We start from the raw sequence: 24,687 nt of genomic DNA on the forward strand, positions 1-24,687 counted from the left end.
TGTAACCGGATAACGCCGACCCGGCGGACCCGGCGGCAAGACACGGCTCACGGTTCGTGGCCCCGCAGCCGGGGTGGCCGGACAGTACCGGTCCGGCGGAACCCGGCGGGGAAGGTCCGGAGAGCGTCCCGGCGTACGGGAACTACTGGGCCGGGGCGGGCGCCGGGGAGGCGGCGACGATGCGGCGGAAGATCGCCTTTTCCGTGGCGCGGAGCGTCAGGGAGAGCGAGACGAAGTCGTCCCTCGGTCCCGGCTCCGCCCCGTCGGCCCTCCCGAGCCAGACCAGGCCCGCGTAGTGCCCCATGGCGTGACCGCTGGCCTCGGTGTGGCCACCGGCGGGGAAGGCCGCCCTGGGCGTCTCCACCGGCCGGACCCAGCCGCCCCGGTGCAGGGTGGTCAGCGTGTTCGCCAGCGTGTCGGCGGAGGCCGTGTCGCGGAGGTTGAACATGGTGTACTGGGCGATGTAACGGCCGTCGGCGCTGGTGTACAGGCCCCTGGCCACCTGGGTGCATCCTCCCTGGGTGAGCAGGTCGGCGAGCCCCTGACCCCAGATCGCCGCCACGCAGTCGGTCTCCAGCCGGGGGGTGCCCGCCAGCCTCAGCGTGATCCTGCCCTCCTTGAGGGTCTTGGCGAAGAGGTCCTTGGCCGTCAGCGGTTTGGGGTCGGCCTTGCTCTCCGCGATCGGCGCGAACACCTTGGAGGAGGGCCATCCCTTGTAGACGTCCGGCCGGGGTTCGGTGCCGATGACCGAGGCGGTGGCCCGCTCGGGCACGAAGTCGTTGCCGATCGCGGAGATCGCCAGGGTGAGGGCGAGCGCCGCGGCCAGCACGCCCGCCAGCGAGCCGAACACCAGCACCAGCCGCTGCTGGGTCCGGGTCAGCCCCCACTCCTCCAGCTGGGGGATGCTCCAGGTCTGCGCCTTGCCGGAGGTACGGCGACGCTTGCGCCCGGGGGCCGGCGAGGGCGGGGACGGGGCCGAGGTCGGGGGTGGCGGGGTCACAGTGCGGTTCCTCCCAGGAAGGTGCCCAGGGCGAAGGTGAGGCCGGCGGCGACCGCGCCGACGACGAGCTGGCGCAGCCCGCTGTACCACCAGCTGCGCGCGGTGACCCGGGAGACCAGCGCGCCCGCGCCGAACAGCGCCACGCAGGAGATCACCGCGGAGGCCACCAGGCTGGTGACGCCGAGCAGGTACGGCAGGAGGGGCAGGAGCGCGCCCACGCCGAACGACAGGAACGAGGAGATCGCGGCGATCCTGGGCGAGGGCAGGTCACGGAAGGTGACGCCGAGTTCGGCCTCGGTGTGCACCTCCAGGGCCCTTTCGGAGTCCATCGAGATCTGCCTGGCCACCTCGGCCGCCACCGCGGGATCGACGCCCCGCTCCTCGTAGAGCTTGGCGAGCTCCTCCAGCTCGGCCTCGGGGTGGCGTTCGAGCTCGCGCCGCTCGACGTCGATCTCCGCCAGGGCGAGCTCCCGCTGGCTGGCCACCGAGACGTACTCGCCTCCGGCCATGGAGAACGCGCCCGCGGCCAGCCCGGCGATGCCGGCCAGCAGGATGACCCTGGTGCTCGCGGCGCCGCCGGCGACACCGGCGATCAGGGCGAAGTTGGAGACGAGGCCGTCCATCGCGCCGAACACCGACGGCCGCAGCCAGCCGCCGTTGACGTCGCGATGCCGGTGGTGCATCTCGGCACGCCCCCCGGAGGCGTCCGAGCTCACGCCGGTCCTTCGACGCGACGAGACCCCGGGGAATCAGTGCCCGAGGGAGACGGCGAGCCGCCGGTCTCGGCCCCGGGGAGGGGACACGCCGGTGTGCCGGACGATCCGGCCGCGCGTCCGGGGCCCCGGGGCCTCGACCGTGGGAAGAACGTCAACGTCGTTCTTTCTCGCCTTCGGGAACGCCCTTCGGCGCCTTCGGCGCGACCTCCTCGCGGAGATCACCTCTCTCCGCACCCGAAGCGGCCCCGCCCGGGACGGCGGCACTGTCACTGTCCGGGACGGCGGCCTTGTCACTGTCCGGGACGGCGGCCTTGTCACTGTCCGGGACGGCGGCCTTGTCACTGTCCGGGACGGCGGAGCTGTCAGGAACGGTGGCGCCACCGGAGACGACCTCGCCGTCCCGGACGGTGCCGTCCGTGGCGGTGCCGTCCGGGACGGCCTCGCCTGAGGGGACACCGTCCCGTGCGGTGCTCTCCGAGGTGATCTCGGCCGGGGCGGCGGCGACCGGAACCGTCCTGGCGGGCTCCCCTCCGGCAGGGTCGCCCTCCACCGGCTCGGCCTGGTCCGACGGGTGGGCCGGGTCGACCGAGCCCACGGCCGTCGGACGGGCCGGATCGGCCGGGTCTCCGGCCGTGCCCGAGCCCTCGGCCGCGAGCGTCGCCGAGGTGGGGCGCGGCTCGGCGTCCCGCCCGGTCTCGCCGTCGTTCTCCGTCTGGTCGGCCTGGTCGGACGGGTGGGCCGGATCGACGGGATCCCCCGCGCCGTCCCCCACACCCGACGCGGCCAGGGCCGTGGCCGGTGCGGCGGCTTCCCCGTCCTTCTTCTCCGAAGAAGGGTCAGCGCTCTCCTCGTCCCCGGGAACTGTGGCCCCGTCCACGAGGCCGTCGGGGTCGGTCGCCGAGACGACCCGCTCCTCGGTGGTCTTGTTCCTGGTGTACCAGAAGTAGGCCATCGCCCCGATGAACAGGATGATCGAGGTCCACTGGTTGAGCCGCAGGCCGAGGATGTGGTGGGCGGTGTCGACCCGCAGGCCCTCGATCCAGAAGCGGCCCACGGTGTAGCCGGCGACGTAGAGCGCGAACAGGCGGCCGTGGCGGAGCACGAGCTTGCGGCCGATCCAGATGAGGACCAGCGCCAGGCCCAGGTCCCAGATCGACTCGTACAGGAACGCGGGGTGGTAGGTGTCCTCGCCCGGCACCGTGCCCGGCCGGTCGGGGTCGATCTCCAGGCCCCACGGCAGGTCGGTGGGGCTGCCGAACAGCTCCTGGTTGAAGTAGTTTCCCCAGCGGCCGATGGCCTGGGCCACCGCGATGCCGGGAGCCACGGTGTCGGCCACCGCGGTCAGGGAGATGCCCCGGCCGCGGCAGCCCAGCCAGACGCCCACACCGCCGAGCGCGACGGCGCCCCAGATGCCCAGGCCGCCGTTCCAGATGAACAGCGCCTCGATCGGCTCGTTGGGCGCGTCCGGCCCGAAGTAGAGCTGCCAGTCGGTGATGACGTGGTAGAGGCGACCACCGACCAGGCCGAACGGCACGGCCCAGACGGCGAGATCCACGATCGTTCCAGGGACACCGCCGCGGGCGCGCCAGCGGCGCTCGCCGATGGCGACCGCGACGACGACGCCGAGCACGATGCACAGTGCGTAGGCCCGGATGGGGACCACGCCGAAGAGATGCCAGACCCCCTGGGAGGGGCTGGGAATCGAGGCGAGGGGCATGTCAGGTGACGTTACCGTGTCGCGCGCTACTTGGCGGCATCAAGAACGGCCTGGCGTAGCTCGGCCGGTTTGAAAGCCACCGCGGTGTCCACCTCGGTGCCGTTGAGTTTCAGCGTCGGGGTGCCCGTGAGCTTCTGGCTCTTGAGGACCTCGGTGCTGTAGGCGAGGTGCGCGGACGCCTTCTCCTGGCTGGTCACGCACTTCTCGAAGGCGGGGTCGGTCACCCCGGCGTCCTTGCCCCAGGCGATCAGGTCGGGGATCGCGAAGCCCTCCGCGGTCTCCGACGGCTGCTCCTCGAACAGCTTGTCGTGGAACCTGCTCCAGGGGGCGCCGCCGGGGATGCAGCGGGAGGCCGCCCCCGCGCGGACGGAGTTGCCCCGGGTGATGCCCTTGTTGGTCTGTTCCGAGAAGATCGTGATCGGGTGGTAGACCACCTTGGCCCTGCCCTCGGCCGCCAGGTTCTTGATCGTGGCGCCGCTGGTCCTCTCCAGCGCCTCGCAGGCGGGGCACTGGAAGTCCTCGAAGACGTCCAGGACCGGCTTCTCCACGCCCGCCTTGGCCATGACCACCGAACCGTCCGACGCGACGGTGACCGGTGCGAGCGAGGCGCCGGCCTCCTCCGACCTGCTGCTCTGGGCGGCGAACCACCAACCCGCCCCGACTGCGGCGATCGCGACGACGGCGACCGTTCCGATGGTCGCCATACGCTTACGCCTCTCCTTCACCATCTGCTCTTCGCGCTGTGCCTTGATCCGATCACGCGCCGACTGCTCCCGCGCGGCCTTGCCCATCAGTCAGTCTCCTTCTCCTGGTGCTCCTCCTCGTCGTCGCCGTCGTCGGGGTCGTCGTACGGCTCCCGCCCCGGGGTGAGCCCCAGGGCGGAGTCCAGCGCGAAGCGGCCCGGAGGGAACCAGGCGACGAGCACGCCGAGCCCGAAGAGACCGAGGTCACGCAGGATGTCGATGAGATAGTCGGGCTCCACCCCGGCCGCCAGCTGACCGCCGCCGCCGAAGCAGCCGCAGTCGATGCGCAGCCCGCGCGCCCACGCCGAGGCGATCCCGATGACGAACGCCAGCATGAGCAGTGCCGAGATGACACCCGCCGCCCGGGTGAGCAGCCCGACGACCAGCAACACCCCCACGACGATCTCCAGGATCGGCAGGCCGTAGCCGACCGCCGTGGCGAGCGATTCAGGGAGCAGTTCATATGCCTCGACCGCCTGAACCGAGAGCACCGGGGTGCCGATCTTGCCCCAACCCGCGACGATCAGCACGCCCGCCAGCACCAGCCGCGAGACGGTCGTTACCCAGGGTAGCGCCGAAATCACGATACGCGACCTATTGGGCGCGGGGTTATCAGAGGTCACGGGCACCATTCTCCTATTCCAGGCCCTGGGCGCGGACGTCTCCGGCGAACGCAAGGTATCCGAAGGAAACCTCATCACGGGCTGGATAAGCGTCGAATAAGCCTGTCCGACAGGCATGAACCCGGGTGCGCCCCCTCCGTGGGAGGGATCTCACCCGGGCGGGTCCTCGGTCCGGATCGGTCCCGGACCGGCGGGATCAGCCCCGGACGCCCGCCGCCAGCTCGGCGCCCAGCTCGCGGACGGCCGCGAGACCCGAGTTCTCGTCGGGGGCGTCCAGGACGCGGCGGATGAACGCCGACCCCACGATGACGCCGTCGGCGTAGCCGGCGACCTCGGCGGCCTGGCGGCCGGTGCCGACGCCCAGGCCGACGCACACCGGCAGGGAGGTGTGCGGGCGGGTGCGCTCGACCAGGCCCTGCGCGGCCTCGCCGACCGACGCGCGGGCACCGGTGACGCCCATCAGCGACGCCGCGTAGACGAAGCCGGTGCAGCTGTCGGCGACGGCCTTGATGCGGGCCTCGGTGGAGCTCGGCGCCACCAGGAAGACCGTGTCGATCCCGGCCGAGGCGCTGGCCTCGCGCCAGGGGCCGGCCTCCTCGGGGGTGAGGTCGGGGGTGATGGTGCCCACCCCGCCCGCGTTCGCCAGGTCCCTGGCGAAGCGGTCGGGGCCGTAGCGGTCGATCGGGTTCCAGTACGTCATGACCAGGGTGGCGGCACCGGTGGCGGCCACGCCCTCGACCGTGCGCAGCACGTCGGCGATGCGGGTGCCGTTGGTCAGCGCCCGGTGGACGGCGTCCTGGATCGTCGGGCCGTCCATGAGGGGGTCCGAGTAGGGGAGGCCGATCTCGATCACGTCGCAGCCCGCCTCCACCATGGCGGTGGCGACGGCGATCGCACCGTCCTTGCTGGGGAACCCGGCGGGCAGGTATCCGATGAGGGCGGCGCGGTCGTCCGCCTTCGCCTTGGCGAACACCGTCTGGAGAGTCGTCATCGTTACTTCCGTTGCGGTTCGTCCCCTCCGGGCCGCCGGAGGGGAAGCAAGTCGATCGTCAGAGGTTGAAGTACTTCATCGCGGTGCCCATGTCCTTGTCGCCCCGGCCCGAGAGGTTGACCAGGATCGTCGCCTCGGGACCCATCTCGCGACCGAGCTTGAGGGCCCCGGCGAGCGCGTGCGAGGACTCGATCGCGGGGATGATGCCCTCGGTGCGGGCGAGCAGCGCGAAGGCCTCCATAGCCTCGGCGTCGGTGATGCCGTGGTAGGTGGCGCGGCCGCTGTCCTTGAGCCAGGCGTGCTCGGGGCCGACGCCGGGATAGTCGAGCCCGGCCGAGATCGAGTGCGACTCGATCGTCTGGCCCTCGTCGTCCTGCAGCACGTAGGTGCGCGAGCCGTGCAGCACGCCGATGGAGCCCTCGGTGAGGGTGAGGGCGTGCTCGCCGCTCTCCAGGCCCCGGCCGCCGGCCTCGTAGCCGTGCAGCCGGACGTCCTTGTCGTCGAGGAAGGCGTGGAAGATGCCGATGGCGTTCGATCCACCGCCGACGGCGGCGGCGACCGCGTCGGGCAGCTTCCCGGTGAGCTCCAGCATCTGGCGGCGGGCCTCGACGCCGATGATCCGGGCGAAGTCGCGGACGATCTCCGGGAACGGGTGCGGGCCCGCGATGGTGCCGAAGAGGTAGTGCGTACGGTCGACGTTGGCGACCCAGTCGCGGAACGCCTCGTTGATGGCGTCCTTGAGGGTCTGGCTGCCGTTGGTGACCGGGACGACGGTGGCGCCGAGCAGCTTCATGCGGGCGACGTTGAGCGCCTGGCGCTCGCAGTCGACGGCCCCCATGTAGATCACGCACTCCAGGCCCATCAGGGCGGCGGCGGTCGCGGTGGCGACGCCGTGCTGGCCGGCACCGGTCTCGGCGATCACCCGTGTCTTGCCCAGACGCTTGGTCAGCAGGGCCTGGCCGAGCACATTGTTGATCTTGTGGGCGCCGGTGTGGGTCAGGTCCTCGCGCTTGAGGACGATCCTGGCGCCGCCCGCCTGCTCGGCGAAGCGGGGGACGTCGGTCAGCGTGGTCGGCCGCCCGGCGTAGGTGCGCAGCAGGTGGTCGAACTCCCGCAGGAACGCCTCGTCGTTCTTCGCCTTGTCGTACTCCGCCGCGACCTCGTCCAGCGCCGGGATGAGCGCCTCGGGCACGTAGCGTCCGCCGAAGACGCCGAACTTGCCGTTGATGTCGGGATCGTTGCCGTGGGCGGCGTTCCCCGCGAGGTCGGCGGTGGTGATGACGGTTCCGTCGTGCGTTGTCACTGCTTACTGCCCCTCGGGTCGGGATGCTGGGTGGGCACCGGCGGTGACCAGGTCGACCACGGCGGCCCGCGGGTCCTTGCCGGTCACCAGGCTCTCGCCGACCAGGACGGCGTCGGCGCCCGCCCTGGCGTAGGCGAGCAGGTCGTGGGGACCGCGCACGCCCGACTCGGCGATCTTGATGACGCCGTCGGGGATCTCGGGAGCCAGCTTGGCGAACACCTCGCGGTCGACCTCAAGGGTCTTGAGGTTTCGTGCGTTGATACCGATGATCTTGGCTCCGGCGGCGAGCGCCCGGTCGAGCTCCTCCTCGGTGTGCACCTCGACCAGCGGGGCCAGCCCGATCGACTCGGCCCGCTCGATCAGCGAGACCAGCGCGTTCTGGTCGAGCGCCGCGACGATCAGCAGCGCCAGGTCGGCACCGTAGGCGCGGGCCTCCCAGAGCTGGTACGAGGTGACGATGAAGTCCTTGCGCAGCACCGGGATGTCGACGACGGCGCGCACGGCGGCCAGGTCGTCGAGGCTGCCGCCGAAGCGCCGCCGCTCGGTGAGCACGCTGATGACGTGGGCACCGCCCGACTCGTAGTCACCCGCCAGCGCGGCGGGGTCGGCGATCGCGGCCAGGGCGCCCTTGGACGGGCTGGAGCGCTTGACCTCGGCGATGACCGCCACCTGGTCGCCGCCCAGCGCCGCGTACGCGTCGCGGGGGGCGGGCGCCCGTCCGGCCCGCTCCTTGAGCTCGGCCAGCGTCACCCTCTCCTGCCGCTCGGCCAGATCGGCGCGGACTCCTTCGAGGATCTCCTCGAGCACGCTCACTTGCCCTCCTCGCGAAGCTCCGGGGCCGGGTTCGCGAACGCCGCCGTATCCGTGGTTCGCTCGCTCCGCTCGCTCACGAGTTAGGCCCCTCCCGAATCGACTGCCCTTGTCCCGCCGATGCTATCGGCCCTGCCGGGGTCGCTCCGCCACGGGGTGAGACCTATCGGTGACTATGGGGCCAGGAATTCCCCAAAAGGAAGATTTCGTACTATCCAGAACACGGCCATCAAAGCGAGCAATAACCACACGTACGCCGGGTGTATCGATTTTCCCATGGGCGCGCCCCCGGATTCGCCGCCCGACCAGGCACGCAGCACCCACCGGCCCCAGAGCGCGACCAGCACCGGGATCAGGAGCGCGACGAACGGGTTGAGCCCCAGGGCCGTCACGGGATCCCCGTGGACGAGCGCGTACACCGTCCGCAGGCCGCCGCAGCCGGGGCAGTAGAGGCCGGTGAGCATGAGGAACGGGCAGGTCGGGTAGTGGCCGGGCTCGTTGGGGTCCACCGCCCCCACGAACGCCACCGCCGCGCCCGCCGCCAGCGCGACGCCGAGCGGCGCCAGCACGGCCGTCGTACGCGACCCGCGCGAACCCTCGGTCTTCCCCGTCGTCATGGCTCGTCAGCATCCCTCGCCGGTGGTCCGGAGCCTCACCGGCCACCTTACTCACGCCGCCGCCGCGCCACCGGGCCGTCGCGCCACCGGGCTTCCGGTCGCGGGCCTTCGAGGGAGTCGCGGGCCCGCGAGGGAGCGGTCACGGACCCCTCGGCGGAAACGGAATTCGGTGCCGGTCGTGGACCGGCGTCAGGGGTTCAGGCCGACACCGCGAAGGTGCCGACGCCGATCAGCCAGATCAGCAGGGCCACGCCCAGCCAGCACAGGACGCCGAAGTAGGACAGGACCAGGCCCGCGATGGCCATGCTCCGGCCCTCCTCGCCCGTCCGCCTGATCTGTCCCATCGAGATGTGGCCGAGCACCACGCCCACGATCGAGGTGAGGCCGCAGAGGAACAACCCCGCGATGCCCATGATCAGCGCGGCGACGGCCATGCCGTTGTTGCCCCTGGTGGGCGGCGGCGCGCCGTAGCCCCTGTAGGGGTCGTAGCCGCCGTACCCTTTGGCGCCGTAACCGCCGGGTGAGCCGTAACCGCCGGATGGATCGTAGCCACCCGGGGAGCCGTGGCCACCGTTTCCCGGGGGCTGGCCATAGCCATCCGAGTGATTGCCATAGCTCATGAATGACCCCCAATTATCCGAGTTGCGGGCGAAATCCTAGCGAAAATGCTCCCAGAAGGAGAGGATCCGTTCACGCTTGTGAGCGCGTTGTGAGCAAGTCGTAGCCGAAAGCGCACACCCCTCGGCGCGCTCGGCGCCTTACCGGAGGCCGGCGCTCACCGGGGGTCAGCGCTCGCGGAGGTCCGGGTCGGCCGTCGGGTCGGTGCCCTCGTCGATGGCGTCCCACAGCGCCCGCTCGCTGGGGGCGCTCCGGGTGGGCGCGGGACGGTTCGCGGCGCCGGTGGGACCGGCCCCCTGCCGGTCGTACCGGCCGGACATGCCCGGCCAGCGCCCGCCGCGCAGGATCGCCGCCACGCCTCCGGCCAGCAGCAGGAGCCCTCCGGCGGAGGCGAGGACCGGCCAGACGACGGCCGGCGCTACCTGCGGGGCGGCGCCGGCGGTCATCGGCGCCTGGTCGGCGGCGATCCGCAGCGCGGCGTCCGCGCCGCCGCCCCACCAGGAACCGGCGATCATCCCGGCCCCGCCGAGCGCCAGCACCGCTCCCACGAGCCCGCGCCACACCCCTCCCGTGGCGAGGACGGCGACCACCGCGGCGAGCGCCGCCCAGGCTGCGGGGCCGAGCGCGGGGACCAGTTCGGCGGCGGAGACCGCCACCTCGCGGGTGTCGTACGTCACGGTGAACCAGTCGCGCCCGGCGGCGAGGAGCACCAGGGCGGCGCCCGCCACGCACACCGCCAGCCAGGTCCACGGTTCCCGCCTGGCGGTCACGCCCGGGTCACCGTCAGCTCGTCGGCGTCGAAGCAGGTCCGGTCGCCGGTGTGGCAGGCGGCGCCCACCTGGTCGACCTTGAGCAGGATTGTGTCGCCGTCGCAGTCGAGCGCGGCGGACTTGACGTGCTGCACGTGGCCGGAGGTGTCGCCCTTCACCCAGTAGGCCCCGCGGCTGCGCGACCAGTAGGTGGCCCTGCCGGTGGTGAGCGTGCGGTGCAGGGCCTCGTCGTCCATCCAGGCGAGCATGAGCACCTCGCCGGTGTCGTACTGCTGGACGACGGCGGGCACCAGCCCGTCGGCGGTGCGCTTCAGCCGGGCCGCGATGGCGAGGTCAAGGGACATGCGGCAATTGTGCCGCAACCGGGGGGAGGGGTCGCGTCCGGCCTTCGCCACGCCCCCGGGAACGCCCCCCGGCGGCGGCCCCGCGGCGGCTCAGCGGCTGCGGTCGTCGTCGAGCACGTCGGCGGCGTGGACGACGATCCTGGGGTCGGGGGTGCCGACGATCTCGTGGTCCTTGTTGTCGTACTCGAACAGGCTCAGGACGTGGCGCATCGCCTCGATCCTGGCCCGCTTCTTGTCATTGCTCTTGATCACCGTCCACGGCGCCTCCTCCGTGTCGGTGTTGACGAACATGTCCTCCTTGGCGGCGGTGTAGTCCTCCCACTTGTCGAGCGACTCCAGATCCATCGGCGACAGCTTCCACTGCCGCACCGGGTCGACCTGGCGGATCACGAACCGGGTGCGCTGCTCGGTCCGCGAGACCGAGAACCAGAACTTCACCAGGTGGATGCCGTCGCGGACGAGCATCCGCTCGAACTCGGGGGCCTGCTCCAGGAACTCCAGGTATTCCTCGGGGGTGCAGAAGCGCATCACCCGCTCGACCCCCGCGCGGTTGTACCAGGAGCGGTCGAAGAAGACCATCTCCCCGGCGGCGGGCAGGTGGGAGATGTAGCGCTGGAAGTACCACTGGGTGCTCTCGCGCTCGCTCGGCTTCTCCAGCGCCACCACGTTCGCGCCCCGGGGGTTGAGGTGCTCCATGAAGCGCTTGATCGTGCCGCCCTTGCCGGCGGCGTCGCGTCCCTCGAAGAGGACGACCACGCGCCCGCCGGTGTCCTTGATCCAGTACTGGAGCTTGAGCAGCTCGATCTGGAGCAGCCGCTTGAGCCGGTCGTACTCCGCCCGGTCCATCCGCTCACCGTAGGGATACTTCTCCCGCCAGGTGTCGACCGGGCTGCCGTCCTTGCGGATCAGTACGGGATCGTCGTCGTCATCGTCGTTGACCCGCAGATCGGTCAGCTCGTCGAGCAGGTCGCTGCGGTCTATCGCCGCGTGGACGTCCACCACGGGGAACTGGCCGTCCGAGATCTCTCCGCCAACCAACTCTGCCATCGGTCCCTTCCCTAGGGCGGGCGTGGGGCCCGCCTCCGCCCTGCCTCTACCTCGCCCTGAGCAGGCTAATCCTTCCCCGGGCGTCCCTTTCCGCCTTGAAATGATCCATCTGAAAAATTCGAGGTGACCGTCTCGGAAACTCGGGGCGATCCACCTCGACCAAAAACCTACTAAACAAGTAGGTCTTGACGGGATTGTGAACGTGTGTTGAAGTGATGCCGTGCGCCCAGAGTTCCAGCCGGTGGCGGGCGAGCACGTCGCCCCACGCCGCCCCCGCCCCCTCTCCTGTCGTCGCTGACCCGCGTCACCGCCGCTCCTCCGGCGCTCCGCCGACCTTCCGACGCTCCGTCGGCGAAGCGCGCCCCGCACCACTTTCAGCCCGGTACGACCAGCCAGGAAGGCCTCAACCATGCCCGTCGAATTCTCAGGCGCCGACGGCGGTGACACGCACGATCCCCCCGCGGCCTCCACGGTCCCCACTGCCCCCGCGGCCCCCGCGGCCCTCGCGACTCCCGTGACCCCCGCGGCCTCCCCGGCCTCCGCGAAGGCACCGCCCCCGGTGACGGGCCGCCGGGTGAACGGGGCCCGCGGGTACGCGTGGAACCGGGCCCGTCTCGTCCCCGCGTCCGCCTCCGTCTCCGGCAGGTCCGCCGGGACCGCTCCCGGGCCCCGCGTGATCCTGGCCGCCACTCCCCCCGCGGGCGGACCCCCTGGCGACCAGGATCACGCGGCGGCCGACGAGCGCCCGTTGAAGGTGGTCACCACCCGTCACCCCGGGCGGTGGGTGGCGGCCCTGGGTGTCGCGGTGCTGCTGGCCATGGCGACCAGCGCCCTGGTCACCAACCCGGCCTGGGAGTGGGAGGTGGTCGGGGAGTATCTGTTCGCGCCCTCCGTGCTGCGGTCGGTCGTGTTCACCCTGGAGCTGACCGCGCTGGGAATCGTCTTCGGCTTCCTGCTCGGCACGGTCCTGGCGCTCATGCGGCTGTCGGGGAATCCGCTGCTCAACTCGGTCGCCTGGAGCTATATCGCCCTGTTCAGGTCGGTGCCGCTGATCCTGCAGCTGCTGTTCTGGTACAACCTGGCGTTGCTGTACCCGAGGCTCTCCTTCGGCGTGCCGTTCGGCCCGGCGTTCTTCGACGTCGGGACGATGGACCTGATCGGCCCGGTCACCGCCGCCGCGCTGGGCCTCGCCCTGCACCAGGCCGCCTACGCGGCGGAGATCGTCCGGGCCGGGCTGCTCTCGGTGGACCACGGCCAGCGGGAGGCGGCCGCGGCGCTGGGCATCCCCAAGAGCAGGCAGCTGTTCCGGATCGTCCTGCCGCAGGCCATGAGATCGATCGTGCCGACCGCGGGCAACGAGATCATCGGCCTGGTCAAGGGCACCTCGGTCGTCTACATCATGGCGCTGCCCGAGCTCTTCTACCAGGTCCAGGTGATCTACAACCGCAACGGCAGGGTGATCGCCCTGCTGCTGGTGGCGACCATCTGGTACCTCGTCATGACCTCCGTGATGTCCATCGCGCAGCACTACATCGAGCGGCACTACGGGAAGGGCCGGGCATGAGCACCGCGATGGTCGAGCTGCGGAGCGTGCACAAGAGCTTCGGGTCGCTGGAGGTGCTGCGCGGGGTGGACCTGCGGGTCGCCCCGGGCGAGGTCACCGTGATCCTGGGCCCGTCGGGGTCGGGAAAGTCCACGCTCCTCCGTACCGTCAACCACCTGGAGAAGGTGGACAGCGGCTCGGTCAGCGTCGACGGCGAGCTGGTCGGCTACCGCAGGTCCGGCGACAAGCTGTACGAGCTGCCAGAACGCGAGATCCTCCGGCAGCGGACCAAGATCGGCTTCGTCTTCCAGAGCTTCAACCTCTTCCCGCACCTGACCGTGCACCAGAACGTCACCGAGGCGCCCCGGTCGGCCCAGCGCAGGCCGAAGGCGGAGGTGGACGCGCTGGCGACCCGGCTGCTGGAGCGGGTCGGGCTCTCCGACAAGGCGCGCTCCTACCCCCGCAAGCTCTCCGGCGGGCAGCAGCAGCGGGTGGCCATCGCCCGCGCCCTGGCCCTGGAGCCCAAGGTCATCCTCTTCGACGAGCCGACGTCCGCGCTGGATCCCGAGCTCGTCGGCGAGGTGCTCGACGTGGTCAAGGGCCTCGCCGGGAGCGGGACCACCATGATCGTCGTCACACACGAGGTCGGCTTCGCCCGCGAGGCCGCCGACACGGTGGTCTTCATGGACGAGGGCCGGATCGTCGAGCGGGGCACTCCCGCCGAGGTGCTGGACGCCCCCCGGCACGAGCGCACCCGCCTCTTCCTCAGCAAGGTCCTCTGACCCCCCGCGAAACCCCTCTCACGAACCCCCTCGCGGAGCCCTCCCGCAGAGCCTTTTGCGAAGACCTCTCACGGAGCCCTCCCGCGGAACGACCCTGCGCGAAAACCCTCGAAGACCCCGCGAACCTCCCGGCGCCACCCATCCACCCACCCACCGACTCACCCACCACCGTCCGCTACCCGCACCCATCACCCGAGCAAGGACCGACATGTCGTTCATATCGAGGCTCGCCCCCGCCATCGCCGCCCTGCCTCTCCTCCTCGCCGCCGCCTGCGGCAGTGCCGGAACCTCAGCCGGTACGACGGACAAGGCGGAGGCCGCCCCGGCCGCGGCCCCGTCGGGAACCGGCGGGGTGAAGATCAACACATCCCCCGAGCAGAACCGCGTCCGCGCCGAGAAGGTGGAGGCGATCGCCGCCAAGGTCCCCGAGGCGATCCGCTCCAAGGGCGGGCTCGTCGCCGGATTCAACGGCGAGGGCGCACCGCCCCTGGTGTTCCTGGCCGACGACGACACCACCCTGGTCGGCGTGGAGACCGACCTCGCCCACCTGATCGCCGACGTGCTGGGCCTGCCCCTGAAGGAGGAGAACACCTCCTGGGAGAACCTGTTCCTCGCGGTCAAGTCCGGCAAGTACGACCTGGTGCTCAACAACGTCACGGTGACGGAGGAGCGCAAGGACATCTACGACTTCGCCACCTACCGGGTGGACCAGCTGGCCTGGCAGGTCGGCACCACCAGCGAGATCGCCAAGATCGAGAAGCCCGCCGACATCGCCGGTCTGAACGTCTCCGTCGGCTCCGGCACCAACCAGGAGAAGATCCTGCTGGAGTGGGACGCGCAGAACCAGAAGGCCGGGCTCAAGGCCGCGAACATCCAGTACTACCAGAAGTACGGCGACGTCCTGCTCGCGCTGAAGTCCGGGCGCATCCAGGCCTATCTGGGACCGAACCCGCCCATCGCCTACCAGGTCGCGGTGGGCGGCGACAGCAAGATCGTCGGCACGCTCTCCGGCGGCGGGTCGGTCGAGGGCCTGATCGCGGTCATGACCCTGAAGGGCAACGGCCTGGTCCAGCCGGTCAACGAGGCGATCAACACGCTCATCGAGAACGGCAAGTACGCCGAGGTGCTCAAGCGCTGGGGTCTGGGCAACGAGGCGCTGCCCACCTCGAAGATCAACCCGCCCGGCCTGCCGAGGCAGCCGAAGTGACGATCGACTCCGCGCGGCCCGCCACCCCGGGCACCGAACATTCTCGCCACTCTCCGGTCCCGGGCACCGAAAGTCCCCACTCCCCGGCCCCGGGCGGACGGGGCGGGCACCCCCAGGACGTCCACCCCCCGGACACCCACCTCCAGGTGCGGTACGTGGCCGTCCGCGACCCCGAGGTCAGGCCGCTCCTGGAGGACCTGCACCACGAGTACACCAGCCGGTACGGTCCCAACGAGGAGATGAGCCGCTACCCCGACGAGCGGTTCACCCCGGAGCACGGGGGCGCGTTCCTCGTCCTCGTCGAGCACGGGCTGACCATCGCCGGGGGCGCGTTCTTCCGTCACGACGAGGAGACCGCCGAGCTCAAGCGGATCTGGACCCACCCGGGCCACCGCAGGCGCGGCCTGGGGGTCGCCGTCGTACGGGAGCTGGAGCGAGAGGTCGCGCGGCAGGGCTACCGCAGGATCTACCTGACCACGGGCCCCCGGCAGCCCGAGGCGGCCGGGCTGTACCTCTCGACCGGATACACCCCGCTCTACGACCTGGAGGCCGACCCCGAGACGGTCGGCCCCCACCCCTTCGAGAAGATCATCTCTCAGGGCCGCTGGGAACGGGCGGCCGAGACCCAGGAGGCGTGCAGGTCCGCGTAGACGCCGGGACGGCGTACCAGCTCGGCGTGCGGGCCGCGCTGCACGATCCGTCCCCTGTCGAAGACGAGCACCTCGTCCGCCGCCTCGGCGGTGGAGAGCCGGTGGGCGATGGAGACGGCGGTGCGGCCCCGGGTCGCGCCCTCCAGGGCGCGGGCCAGCCGCACCTCCGTCGCCGGGTCCACCGCGGAGGTGGCCTCGTCCAGCAGCAGCAGGTCGGGGTCGGCCAGGTAGGCGCGGGCGAGCGCGACGAGCTGGCGCTCGCCCGCCGACAGCGACTCGCCGCGCTGGCCGACCCTGGTCGACAGGTCGGCGGGCAGCCCCTCCAGCCAGTCGGTGAGCCCCAGCTCGGTCAGGGCGAGCCGGATCTCCGCCTCGGTCGCCGAGGGGCGGCCGAAGGCGATGTTCTCCGCCAGGGTGCCGTCGAACAGGAAGCCGTCCTGCGGCACCATGACGATACGGCTGCGCAGCGAGGAGAACCGGACGGTCCGCAGGTCGTGGCCGTCGACCGTGATCCGCCCCGAGACCGGGTCCATCAGGCGGGTGAGCAGCTTGGCGAAGGTCGTCTTGCCGGAACCGGTCTCCCCCACCACCGCGATCCGCGAGCGCGGCGGGATGTCCGCCGAGACCTCGTGCAGCACCGGGACCCCTCCCGGATAGGAGAACCCCACGTCCTCGAAGGAGACCGAGATGGGGCCGCGCGGCAGCTCGACCCCCTCAGTGCCCGGGTCGGCGACGTCGGCGGGGGTGTCGAGCACGCCGAGGACGCGCCGCCACCCGGCGACGGCGTTCTGCGCCTCGTTGAGCACCTCGGTGGCGATCTGCATCGGCGAGACGAACAGCGTGATGAGGAACAGGAAGGCGACCAGGCGCCCCTCGGTGATGTCCTCGGCCAGCCCGAGCCGCACCCCGACCAGCACCACGGCCGCCAGGGTGACGGCGGCGACGATCTCGGTCAGCGGGAACACGGTCGCGACGATCCGCTGGGTGCGGGCCTGCGCCGCCATGTTGGCGTCGATCGCGACGTCGAGCCGCTCGGCCGTACGGGCCTCGGAGCCGTGTGCCCTGATCACGGCCGCGCCCACGACCGACTCGCTGACGGCCGAGAGCATGTCGCCGGTGCGCTCGCGGACCCGCGTGTAGGCACCGGAGAGCCACCGCTGGAAGCGCGGCAGCACGACCATGAGCGGCAGGAAGCACAGCCACACCAGCAGGGCGAGCTGCCAGGAGTAGACGAACATCAGCCCGGTGGCGACCAGGAGCTGCCCCAGGGCGATGATGATCATCAGCCCGCCCCACTGCATGAACACGCTGATCTGGTCGACGTCGCCGGTGACCCGGGAGACGAGGGCGCCGCGCCGCTCGGAGTTCTGGGTGAGCACCGACAGGTCGTGCACGTGCCGGAAGCCGCGCACCCTGAGCGTAGCGAGCGAGGACTCGGTGGCCCGGTAGAGGCGGACGTTCATCAGGTACGCGCACAGCGCGGTGAACACCACGGCGGCGGCGCACAGCAGCACGGCGGTGCGGACGTAGGCCACGTCCGGGGCCCCCTCCGCGAGCCCCGTGTCGATGGTCTGCTGGACGGCGATCGGCACGATGATCTTGCCGACCGTGGCGACCACGGCGAGCGCGAGCGTCCCGGCCAGCCCCTTGCGGAACTCCGGCGTGAGCGACAGGCCGTGCCTGACGGTGGCGAGCCCCGAACGCTCGACCCCCTGGAACGAGCTCACCGGCACCGTCCCCCCAGCGGACCCCGCCCGCGGCCGCCGGGGATCTCCCCCGGCCGGTGGTGCTTCCTCACGCGCTGACCTCTTCCTCTCGCTCGGCGTCGAGCGCCTCGCGCTCGGCCCCCTGTCGTTCGTAGGCGGTGACCAGGTTGCGGTAGCCCTCGCAGCGGGCGAGCAGCTCCGCGTGTCCGCCCCGGTCGACGACCCGGCCGTGGTCGAGGTAGACGACCTCGTCGGCCAGGGCGATGGTGGCCATCCGGTAGGCGATGACGACCACCGTGGAGACCTGGGCCGCGTCCCGCAGCCCGTACAGGATCCTCGCCTCGACCTGCGGGTCGACGCTGGAGGTGGCGTCGTCCAGGACGAGCAGCCTCGGTCGGCGCACCAGCGCGCGGGCCAGGGCGATCCGCTGGCGCTGGCCGCCCGACAGGGTGGTGCCGCGCTCGCCGACCCGGGTGTCCAGCCCCGAGGGCAGGGCGCTGACGAACCCCTCGGCCTGCGCCAGGCGCAGCGCCGCCCAGACGTCCTCGTCCCCGACCGTCCGGCCGAGGGTGACGTTGCCGCGTACGGTGTCGTCGAACAGGAACGTCTGCTGCGGCACCAGCGCCACCGCGTCGCTCACCCCGTTCCTGGCGACCTCGCGCAGGTCCGTGCCGTCCACCAGCACGGCGCCCTCCGCCGGGTCGACGAGGCGGACGAGGGCCTGGGCGAGCGTCGACTTGCCCGAGCCGGTGGGGCCGACCAGGGCGACGGTACGGCCGGCTCCGACCTCCAGGCTCACCTCGCGCAGGACGGGGAACTCGCCGTCGCCGTACGCGTAGCCGAGGTCGCGGACCTCCAGCCTGGCGGGTTCGGTGCCGGGCAGCTCGACGGCGCCGTGCTCCATGGAGCCGGTGGCGTCGAGCACGGCCTGGACCCGCTCGTAGCCGACGACGGCCCGGGGCAGCTCGGCGAGCACCCAGCCCAGCGCGCGGATCGGGAAGGCGAGCAGGGTGAACAGGTAGGCGACCTGGACGAGCACGCCGGAGCCGATCGCGCCGCTCTCCAGCCGCATCGCGCCGATCAGCAGCACGGCGAGCACGCCCAGGGTGGGCAGCGCCTCCAGCATCGGGTCGAACAGGCCGCGGACCCGGCCCACGGCGATGTTGGCGTCGCGCAGCTCGTCGGCCTTGACCCGGAACCTGGCGGTCTCCTCGTCCTCGCGGCCGAGGGTCTTGACGACCAGGGCGCCGTCGAAGCTCTCGTGGGCGATCTCGCTGACCTCGGCGCGCAACTGCTGGGCGCGGGTGGCGAGCGGATTGAGTTTGCGCTGGTAGACCAGGTTGAGGACGGCGATCGCGGGAAAGACGAGGAAACCGACGAGAGCGAGGACCGGATCGGTGATCACCATCGCGACGGCGGCGGTCACCAGCATCACGACCACGCCGACCGCCATCGGCAGCGGGGCGAGCGGCGCCCAGGCGGCCTCCACGTCTGACCCGGCGTTCGACAGCAGCTGCCCGGTCGGGTGCCTGTGGTGCCAGGCGAGGGGGAGCCGCAGATACTGGCGGGTGACGTCGCGGCGGGAACGGGCCTGCATCCGATACTGCATGACACCGGCGAAGTATCGCCGCCCGGCCACGCCCAGCGCCTTGAGCAGGGAGATCCCGAGGATGAGGAGCGCGCCGAGGGTGAGCGTGCCCGTCGTGATCCGCCCGTCCCTGAAGGCCGGGAGCACGACGTGGTCGGTGGCCCAGCCCAGTGCCCACGCCGCGGCGACGGTCATCACGCCGTACAGGGCGCTGGACAGCACCGCGGCGGAGAAGATCGCCTTCTCCGCCCGGACGGCCACCCCGAGGACCCCGAGTCCCCTGCGCATGACTGCGGTGGTCATCTTGCTCGCCACGCGGGGGGTGTCCTTTCGACGGGGAACGTTGCTACCTAAGTCCCTATCACTCTGGATCATCGGGTTATTCCCGAACCACCTTCGGTTAGTGTCACGTTCACACCTCCGGTTGCTCGCACAACGGCTCGTTAGGATCTGAAATGAACTACGCCCGCGCCGAACGATCCGCGCTCAGCGACCTGTTCGCCCAGCTCGGCCCGGACGCTCCCACGCTCTGTGAGGGCTGGACCACCTTCGACCTCGCCGCCCACCTCGTCGTCCGCGAGAGCCGCCCCGACGCCGCCGGAGGCATCCTCCTCAAGCCGCTCGCCGGGCACACCGCCAGGGTGCAGGAGTCCGTGAAGACCAGGAAGGGGTACGCGGGCCTCGTCGAGCTCGTGCGCTCCGGTCCCCTGGGGCCCTACCGTCTGCCCGGCCTGGACAAGGCCGTCAACACGACGGAGTTCTTCGTCCACCACGAGGACGTGCGGCGGGCGCAGCGGGTCTGGGAGCCGCGGGAGCTGCCCGCCGAGCTGGAGGAGAGGTTCTGGAGGCAGATCCACAGCGGCGCCCGGCTGTTCCTGCGCCGCTCTCCCGTCCGGGTGATCCTGCACCGCGTCGGCGGGGGTGTCGCGATCGGCGGCCCCAAGGACGGGCCTCAGGTCGAGGTGACGGGCACGGCCGGGGAGCTGCTGCTGTTCTGCTTCGGCCGCCAGTCCCACGCCAAGGTCGACGTGAGCGGCGACGAGGAGGCCGTGGCCAAGCTGATGGACGCCTCCCTGGGCGTCTGAGCGGGGGTGCGGGCGGGAGTCGGGGCGGGGGCACGGGCGAGAGTCCGGGGCGGGGAGTCCGAGCGGGCATCAGGACGAAGGAGCCGAGCGGGGGCCTGAGCGGGCATCCGGGCGGGCCGCTTCCTGGGCAGCGGGGAGAGGGTCGCGGGCGACGGCCCGGCCCCTCGTGGTCCGGGCTCGGCGGCGCGCGGCCACAACGGCCACAGCGGCCGCACCGGTCGCAGCGGCCCGGCCGCCGGGCGACCACCGGCGGCGACCCGTCGCCGGACGGCCGCCGATCAGCCGTCCGCCGGCGGTCGGCCGGTCAGCCGGTCGGTGGGAGACCCGGAGGGCTAGCGGACGCTGTCGCCCCGGTCCCAGCTCCCGGCCTTCGCCAGACCTCGGGCGATCATGTAGCCGACCGTGAGGATGGTGATGTACCTGATGGCGTGCTCCGCCCCGAAGGGGTCACCGTAACCGCGCGAGTCGCCGCCGACCGCGAAGGCCGTGATCACGATCGCGATCAGGATGACGATGTAGGCGATGAACTCCGTGGTCTGGAACGCTGGTCTTGTCTCCGAGCTCAACCCGCGAGAGCCGATGTTGCGCGGCCGATCACCTGGCTGGCCTGATCCGACGGGCGATGTCATCGTCCCCACTCCTCGCTACTGAATAATTACTCATAGTTACGATACATCGACCAATTCCCCTCTTTTCAGGACCACAAACGCCGCTCCAGCCGTCTACGCGCCGTCCTTCCCGCGCGGTGACCTGGGCGGGAACGGGAAGAACCCGCTGGTGCGGCGGACGTAGTCGGCGTAGCCGGGACGGGATCGCGACAGCTGGCTCTCCAGCAGCGGCTTGCCGGTCTTGCCCGCCAGGAAGTACGTCATGAGCACCGGCGACAGCACGGTCAGCACCCCCGGCCACTGGTCGGCGGCGACGAGGAACAGGCCCCACCACACGCAGGCGTCACCGAAGTAGTTGGGGTGGCGGGTGTAGCGCCACAGCCCCGTGTCCAGCACCTTCCCCCGGTTTCCCGGGTCGGCCCTGAACCGGGCGAGCTGCTGGTCGCCGACCGCCTCGAACAGGAATCCCACCAGCCAGAGGACGGCCCCGGCCCAGGCGAGCCGGCCGGGCGGCTCCGTACCGAGCATGGCCACCTGGACGGGGAGCGAGACGAACAGCAGGGTGACACCCTGGGTGAGGTAGATGACGCGGACGGCGTACAGGGTCCGGTTACCGGTGGCGCGGCCGAGCATCCGCTCGTAGCGGGGGTCCTCGCCCTCCCCGACGTTGCGCCGCCCGATGTGCAGGGCGAGCCGGACCCCCCAGACCGCGGTGAGCGCCAGCGCCAGCAGCCTCCGGACGGGATCCCCGTCGGACAGCAGGTAGGACACCAGGGCGACGACCGCGAACCCGAGCCCCCAGGCCACGTCGATCACCGAGTGGCGCCCCACCCGCAGCGCCACGGCCAGGGTGAGCGCCAGCAGTACGACGAGGGCGGCGGCCGAGCCGAGCAGGGACCAGCCGAGGGCGGACAGGTCAAACATCCCGCACCTCCGACCCCTCGGACGGACCGGGCCCGGCGGGGAACGCGGGACCGGTCGGGGCCCCGGGCACGGTGGGGGACGTGGAGCCGGTCGCCCAGGACCCGGCGGAGGGCCCGGCGGGAGACGTGGGGCCGGTCGGCGCGCCGGGTTCGGGGGGCCGTCTCAGCAGGATCTGGTGGACGTCCATCCTGCCCTGCTCGAAGGCGAGGGCGCCGCCGACCAGGTAGAGCCGCCAGACGCGGGTCATCTCCTCGCCGACCATCGCGACGGCCTCGGCGTGGCGGGACTCGAAGGTCCGGTACCACTCGTTCACGGTCGTGACGTAGTGCCCGCCCATCGCCTCGGCGTGCTCGAACACCAGCCCCGACGCCTCCAGCAGCCCGATCGTCGCCCCGACCGGGCGCATGTGCATGTCGGGGGCGATGTACGTCTCGATGAACGGCCCGCCGCCAGGGTGGCCCGCGCCGCGCGACATCTGCTGGACCAGCACCCGGCCGCCGGGCCGTACCAGCCGGTGCAGGGCGGCGGCGTAGACCGGGTAGTTGTCCTGGCCGACGTGCTCGCCCATCTCGATCGAGCCGATCGCGTCGTAGGGACCGGCGGTACCGATAGCGACGTCTCGGTAGTCCTGCAGCCGGACGGTCACGTCCAGCCCCTCCGAGCGCGACTCGACGAACGCCTTCTGCTCCTTCGACAGCGTCACCCCGGTTGCCGACACCCCGTACTCGCGGGCGGCGTGCAGGATCAGCGAGCCCCACCCGCAGCCCACGTCGAGCAGGCGCATGCCGGGCCGCAGGCGCAGCTTGCGGCAGACCATGTCGAGCTTGCGGCGCTGGGCGGCGGCGAGGGTGTCGCCCGGCTCGAAGTACGCCGAGGAGTAGGCCATCGACTCGTCCAGGATCAGCGAGTAGAAGTCGTTGGACAGGTCGTAGTGGTGGGAGATCGCCGCCCGGTCCCTGCTCCGGCTGTGGGCCCTGCCCCCGAGCCTGGCCTCGGTGGCGGGCGGCGGCAGCGGGCGGCCGAGCGCGCCGCGCACGCTCACCAGCGCCCGCGCGGCGCGCAACGGGGCGACCGTGCGAGCCTTACGAACCGTGTGAGCGGTGGCCCAGACCCGGCGCAGCCCGTCGGCCAGGTCGCCCTCCACGTCCAGCTCCCCCGTCACGTACGCCCTGGCCAGGCCGAGCTCCCCGGGGCTCCACAGCAGGCGCCGCAGCGCGCGGGGCGAGCGCAGCACGACGGCGGGGGCGTCCGGCGGCCCGTACGCGCCGCCGTCCCAGGTGCGCAGCCGCAGCGGCGGCTCCCCGCCGAACAGGCCGCGCAGCAGCGGCGCGAGAACGGCCGCGGCGCCCGTGGCCGTGGGTGCGGTGACGGTCATGCTTCCCTCCCGAGGGTGAACTGCCAGACGTCCAGGTAGCGCGAGCGGAAACCCGCCTCCGAGTAGGCGAGGTAGAGCGTCCACATCCGGTGGAAGACCTCGTCGAAGCCGAGCGCGCCGATGGCGTGGACGCGCTCCAGGTAGCGTTCCCGCCACAGCCGGAGCGTCTCGGCGTAGTCCTCGCGCAGCGAGAGACGGTCCACGACGCGCAGGTTCCCCAGGTTCTCCTCCACCGCCCGCACCGAGGGCAGCATGCCGCCGGGGAAGATGTACTTCTGCACCCAGGTGTGGGTGTCGAGGGTGGCCAGCATCCGGTCGTGCGGCATGGTGATCGCCTGGATCGCGATCCGGCCCCCGGGGGCGAGGAGTTCCTCCAGGGTACGGAAGTAGACGGGCCAGTAGCGCGCGCCGACCGCCTCGATCATCTCGACGCTGACGATCGCGTCGTAGCTGCCGCCCACCTCTCGATAGTCGGCCAGCAGGATCTCCACCCGGTCCGACAGGCCCGCGTCCGCGGCCCGCGCGGTGGCGAGCTCCCACTGCTCCTGCGACAGGGTGACGGTGGTGACGGCCGCGCCGCGCGAGGCCGCCCGCAGCGCGAGCTCGCCCCAGCCGGTGCCGATCTCCAGCAGCCGGGTGCCCGGCCCCACCCGCGCCCGGTCCAGCAGCCGGTCTATCTTGGCCCGCTGGGCGTCCGCGAGCGTCCCCCACGAGGCGGGCCCGTCGAACAGGGCCGCGGAGTACGTCATGGTCTCGTCGAGGAACTCGGCGAACAGCGCGTTGGAAAGGTCGTAGTGGCGGTGGACGTTGCGCCGGGTGTCCTCCTCCGCGCCCAGCTCGTCGCCGGGCATCCTGCGCACCGCCAGCCGCCGCAGCCGCTGCAGCGCGGGCGGGACGAGCGTGGTCAGCCGCCCGGCCATCACGGTGAGCACCCCTGCCAGGTCGTCGGCCTCCCAGTCGCCCGCCATGTACGCCTCGCCGAAGCCGATCAGCCCCGAGGCGCCGATCCTGCGGTGGAAGTCGCCGGGGCGGCGTACCCGCATCACCGGGCCGCCGGTGCCGAGCCGCTCCCCGCCGGGCAGCTCGACCGTGAGGGGCAGCCGCCGTACGGCGCGCAGGAAGAGCCACCGGGCGAGGGCGCCGCGCAGGCGCGAGGCGGGAACGGCGGAGACGTCGGGCCAGAGCGCGGGGGCGCGTCCGGTCGTCGTGGTCATCTGGGTCCTCCGGGGGGAATGATCTTCAGGCCGCGCAGGTACAGGGAGACGCCCTGGCGTCGGATCCTGGCGCTGCCCGCCAGGGGGGCCATCGGGTGCCGGGCGGCCAGCCGGTAGAGCCAGGCCCCGGTCGCCGGGCGGCGGCGCCCGCGTACCCCGGCCACGAAGGGCGGCTGCCCGTCGCGGTGCAGGACGACCCCGAGCGCGAGCCGCTCACCGGGTTCGGGGAGGCTGAGCCGGTAGCGGCCGTCCACGCCGTTGAACGGCGAGACGCGGAACTCCTTGGCCACCTCGCGCTCGCCGGGGCGCAGCAGGTAGCGGTGGCGCCCGCCGTAGGTGTTGTGCACCTCGGCGACCACGGCCGTGCCCTCGGCGGTGTCGCACCAGTAGACGGTGAGCGGGTTGAACACGTGGCCGAGCACCCGGGCGTGGGTGAGCATCCTGACGCGGCTCGCGGTGATCCCGTGCCCGGCGAGGAACGCGTCGACGTTCTGCCTGATGCTCAGCGCGGGGTCGCCCGCGTGGTCGCGCGCGTGGAACGCGGCCAGCCACCGGTCGCGCGGCATCCGGTCCAGGTCGACCAGCCACATGTAGGAGGCGTAGGCGAACGCGTTGCGCACCGGCGCCGACCGGACATGGGTGATCACGCACTCGTACAGCGCGTTCTCGTACGGCGCGCTCTCCGGCGTCTCCGGTGTCCCGGACG

The 24,687-nt window shown here is 71.8% G+C and carries 25 protein-coding genes; 5 read left to right on the forward strand and 20 right to left on the reverse strand.

What is annotated here, in order from left to right:
- Window positions 1–142: 142 nt before the first annotated feature.
- The 13 genes from ACSC1Q_RS01745 to ppk2 all read right to left on the reverse strand — a co-directional run bounded on the left by ACSC1Q_RS01745 (window position 143) and on the right by ppk2 (window position 11,299).
- Complete coding sequence (locus ACSC1Q_RS01745; RefSeq protein ID WP_436756848.1) at window positions 143–1,000, reverse strand: hypothetical protein; 858 nt, start codon at window positions 998–1,000, stop codon at window positions 143–145.
- Window positions 997–1,716, reverse strand: a complete 720-nt coding sequence (locus ACSC1Q_RS01750; RefSeq protein ID WP_436756849.1) for a VIT1/CCC1 transporter family protein — start codon at window positions 1,714–1,716, stop codon at window positions 997–999. Before ACSC1Q_RS01750 ends, ACSC1Q_RS01745 begins: the two co-directional genes overlap by 4 nt.
- A gap of 151 nt (window positions 1,717–1,867) precedes the next feature.
- Window positions 1,868–3,433 carry a prolipoprotein diacylglyceryl transferase gene (gene lgt, locus ACSC1Q_RS01755; RefSeq protein WP_436756850.1) on the reverse strand — a complete coding sequence of 522 codons (1,566 nt, stop codon included), beginning with the start codon at window positions 3,431–3,433 and terminating at the stop codon, window positions 1,868–1,870.
- 26 nt (window positions 3,434–3,459) lie between these two features.
- Window positions 3,460–4,137: a DsbA family protein gene (locus ACSC1Q_RS01760; RefSeq protein WP_436756851.1), complete on the reverse strand. Its 678-nt coding sequence runs from the start codon at window positions 4,135–4,137 to the stop codon at window positions 3,460–3,462.
- Window positions 4,138–4,223: 86 nt separating this feature from the next.
- Window positions 4,224–4,760 carry a MauE/DoxX family redox-associated membrane protein gene (locus ACSC1Q_RS01765; protein WP_350967184.1) on the reverse strand — a complete coding sequence of 179 codons (537 nt, stop codon included), beginning with the start codon at window positions 4,758–4,760 and terminating at the stop codon, window positions 4,224–4,226.
- A 235-nt stretch (window positions 4,761–4,995) separates the two neighbouring features.
- Window positions 4,996–5,790 (reverse strand): tryptophan synthase subunit alpha, encoded by a 795-nt coding sequence (gene trpA, locus ACSC1Q_RS01770; protein ID WP_436756852.1) that lies wholly within the window; start codon window positions 5,788–5,790, stop codon window positions 4,996–4,998.
- Window positions 5,791–5,848: 58 nt separating this feature from the next.
- Entirely contained in the window at window positions 5,849–7,069 is a 1,221-nt protein-coding gene (trpB, locus tag ACSC1Q_RS01775) for a tryptophan synthase subunit beta (protein ID WP_436757232.1), read from the reverse strand.
- A gap of 27 nt (window positions 7,070–7,096) precedes the next feature.
- Entirely contained in the window at window positions 7,097–7,906 is an 810-nt protein-coding gene (gene trpC, locus ACSC1Q_RS01780; RefSeq protein WP_436756853.1) for an indole-3-glycerol phosphate synthase TrpC, read from the reverse strand.
- A gap of 170 nt (window positions 7,907–8,076) precedes the next feature.
- Window positions 8,077–8,520: a DUF2752 domain-containing protein gene (locus ACSC1Q_RS01785; RefSeq protein ID WP_436756854.1), complete on the reverse strand. Its 444-nt coding sequence runs from the start codon at window positions 8,518–8,520 to the stop codon at window positions 8,077–8,079.
- Between the two features lie 197 nt (window positions 8,521–8,717).
- Window positions 8,718–9,140: a DUF4190 domain-containing protein gene (locus ACSC1Q_RS01790; protein ID WP_436756855.1), complete on the reverse strand. Its 423-nt coding sequence runs from the start codon at window positions 9,138–9,140 to the stop codon at window positions 8,718–8,720.
- Between the two features lie 165 nt (window positions 9,141–9,305).
- Window positions 9,306–9,908 (reverse strand): Trp biosynthesis-associated membrane protein, encoded by a 603-nt coding sequence (locus tag ACSC1Q_RS01795; RefSeq protein ID WP_436756856.1) that lies wholly within the window; start codon window positions 9,906–9,908, stop codon window positions 9,306–9,308.
- Window positions 9,905–10,252, reverse strand: a complete 348-nt coding sequence (gene hisI / locus ACSC1Q_RS01800; RefSeq protein ID WP_344743796.1) for a phosphoribosyl-AMP cyclohydrolase — start codon at window positions 10,250–10,252, stop codon at window positions 9,905–9,907. Before hisI ends, ACSC1Q_RS01795 begins: the two co-directional genes overlap by 4 nt.
- A 90-nt stretch (window positions 10,253–10,342) precedes the next feature.
- On the reverse strand, window positions 10,343–11,299 hold the full coding sequence (gene ppk2, locus ACSC1Q_RS01805; RefSeq protein ID WP_436756857.1) for a polyphosphate kinase 2: 957 nt from the start codon (window positions 11,297–11,299) through the stop codon (window positions 10,343–10,345).
- 409 nt (window positions 11,300–11,708) lie between these two features.
- Here ppk2 and ACSC1Q_RS01810 point away from each other — a divergent pair, with 409 nt between their 5' ends.
- The 4 genes from ACSC1Q_RS01810 to ACSC1Q_RS01825 all read left to right on the forward strand — a co-directional run bounded on the left by ACSC1Q_RS01810 (window position 11,709) and on the right by ACSC1Q_RS01825 (window position 15,481).
- A complete protein-coding gene (locus tag ACSC1Q_RS01810) occupies window positions 11,709–12,863 on the forward strand; it encodes an amino acid ABC transporter permease (RefSeq protein WP_436756858.1) in 1,155 nt (384 codons plus the stop codon).
- The gene (locus ACSC1Q_RS01815; RefSeq protein WP_436756859.1) at window positions 12,860–13,624 is read left to right on the forward strand and encodes an amino acid ABC transporter ATP-binding protein; all 765 of its coding nucleotides are present in this window, start codon (window positions 12,860–12,862) and stop codon (window positions 13,622–13,624) included. Before ACSC1Q_RS01810 ends, ACSC1Q_RS01815 begins: the two co-directional genes overlap by 4 nt.
- A 208-nt stretch (window positions 13,625–13,832) precedes the next feature.
- Window positions 13,833–14,831 carry an ABC transporter substrate-binding protein gene (locus tag ACSC1Q_RS01820; RefSeq protein ID WP_436756860.1) on the forward strand — a complete coding sequence of 333 codons (999 nt, stop codon included), beginning with the start codon at window positions 13,833–13,835 and terminating at the stop codon, window positions 14,829–14,831.
- A 155-nt stretch (window positions 14,832–14,986) separates the two neighbouring features.
- Window positions 14,987–15,481 (forward strand): GNAT family N-acetyltransferase, encoded by a 495-nt coding sequence (locus tag ACSC1Q_RS01825; protein ID WP_436756861.1) that lies wholly within the window; start codon window positions 14,987–14,989, stop codon window positions 15,479–15,481.
- Here the strand turns inward: ACSC1Q_RS01825 and ACSC1Q_RS01830 are convergent.
- Window positions 15,427–17,208 carry an ABC transporter ATP-binding protein gene (locus ACSC1Q_RS01830; protein WP_436756862.1) on the reverse strand — a complete coding sequence of 594 codons (1,782 nt, stop codon included), beginning with the start codon at window positions 17,206–17,208 and terminating at the stop codon, window positions 15,427–15,429. The genes ACSC1Q_RS01825 and ACSC1Q_RS01830 overlap by 55 nt on opposite strands.
- Window positions 17,209–17,275: 67 nt before the next feature.
- Window positions 17,276–19,078: an ABC transporter ATP-binding protein gene (locus ACSC1Q_RS01835; protein ID WP_436757233.1), complete on the reverse strand. Its 1,803-nt coding sequence runs from the start codon at window positions 19,076–19,078 to the stop codon at window positions 17,276–17,278.
- 152 nt (window positions 19,079–19,230) lie between these two features.
- On the opposite strand from ACSC1Q_RS01835, the gene ACSC1Q_RS01840 reads away from it, so the two are divergent.
- Window positions 19,231–19,860 (forward strand): TIGR03085 family metal-binding protein, encoded by a 630-nt coding sequence (locus ACSC1Q_RS01840; protein ID WP_436756863.1) that lies wholly within the window; start codon window positions 19,231–19,233, stop codon window positions 19,858–19,860.
- A gap of 332 nt (window positions 19,861–20,192) precedes the next feature.
- Here the strand turns inward: ACSC1Q_RS01840 and ACSC1Q_RS01845 are convergent, their stop codons facing one another.
- The 5 genes from ACSC1Q_RS01845 to ACSC1Q_RS01865 form a co-directional block, all read right to left on the reverse strand.
- The gene (locus ACSC1Q_RS01845) at window positions 20,193–20,489 is read right to left on the reverse strand and encodes a hypothetical protein (RefSeq protein WP_436756864.1); all 297 of its coding nucleotides are present in this window, start codon (window positions 20,487–20,489) and stop codon (window positions 20,193–20,195) included.
- A gap of 93 nt (window positions 20,490–20,582) precedes the next feature.
- Entirely contained in the window at window positions 20,583–21,392 is an 810-nt protein-coding gene (locus tag ACSC1Q_RS01850) for a DUF1295 domain-containing protein (RefSeq protein ID WP_436756865.1), read from the reverse strand.
- Window positions 21,385–22,767 carry a class I SAM-dependent methyltransferase gene (locus tag ACSC1Q_RS01855; RefSeq protein WP_436756866.1) on the reverse strand — a complete coding sequence of 461 codons (1,383 nt, stop codon included), beginning with the start codon at window positions 22,765–22,767 and terminating at the stop codon, window positions 21,385–21,387. The genes ACSC1Q_RS01850 and ACSC1Q_RS01855 overlap by 8 nt, the downstream gene beginning before the upstream one ends.
- Window positions 22,764–23,981 carry a class I SAM-dependent methyltransferase gene (locus ACSC1Q_RS01860; RefSeq protein ID WP_436756867.1) on the reverse strand — a complete coding sequence of 406 codons (1,218 nt, stop codon included), beginning with the start codon at window positions 23,979–23,981 and terminating at the stop codon, window positions 22,764–22,766. Before ACSC1Q_RS01860 ends, ACSC1Q_RS01855 begins: the two co-directional genes overlap by 4 nt.
- The gene (locus ACSC1Q_RS01865) at window positions 23,978–24,640 is read right to left on the reverse strand and encodes a DUF1365 domain-containing protein (protein WP_436757234.1); all 663 of its coding nucleotides are present in this window, start codon (window positions 24,638–24,640) and stop codon (window positions 23,978–23,980) included. The genes ACSC1Q_RS01860 and ACSC1Q_RS01865 overlap by 4 nt, the downstream gene beginning before the upstream one ends.
- Between the last annotated feature and the right edge of the window lie 47 nt (window positions 24,641–24,687).

It is taken from the genome of Streptosporangium heterodermiicola, assembly GCF_051390675.1.
Taxonomy (GTDB): domain Bacteria; phylum Actinomycetota; class Actinomycetes; order Streptosporangiales; family Streptosporangiaceae; genus Streptosporangium.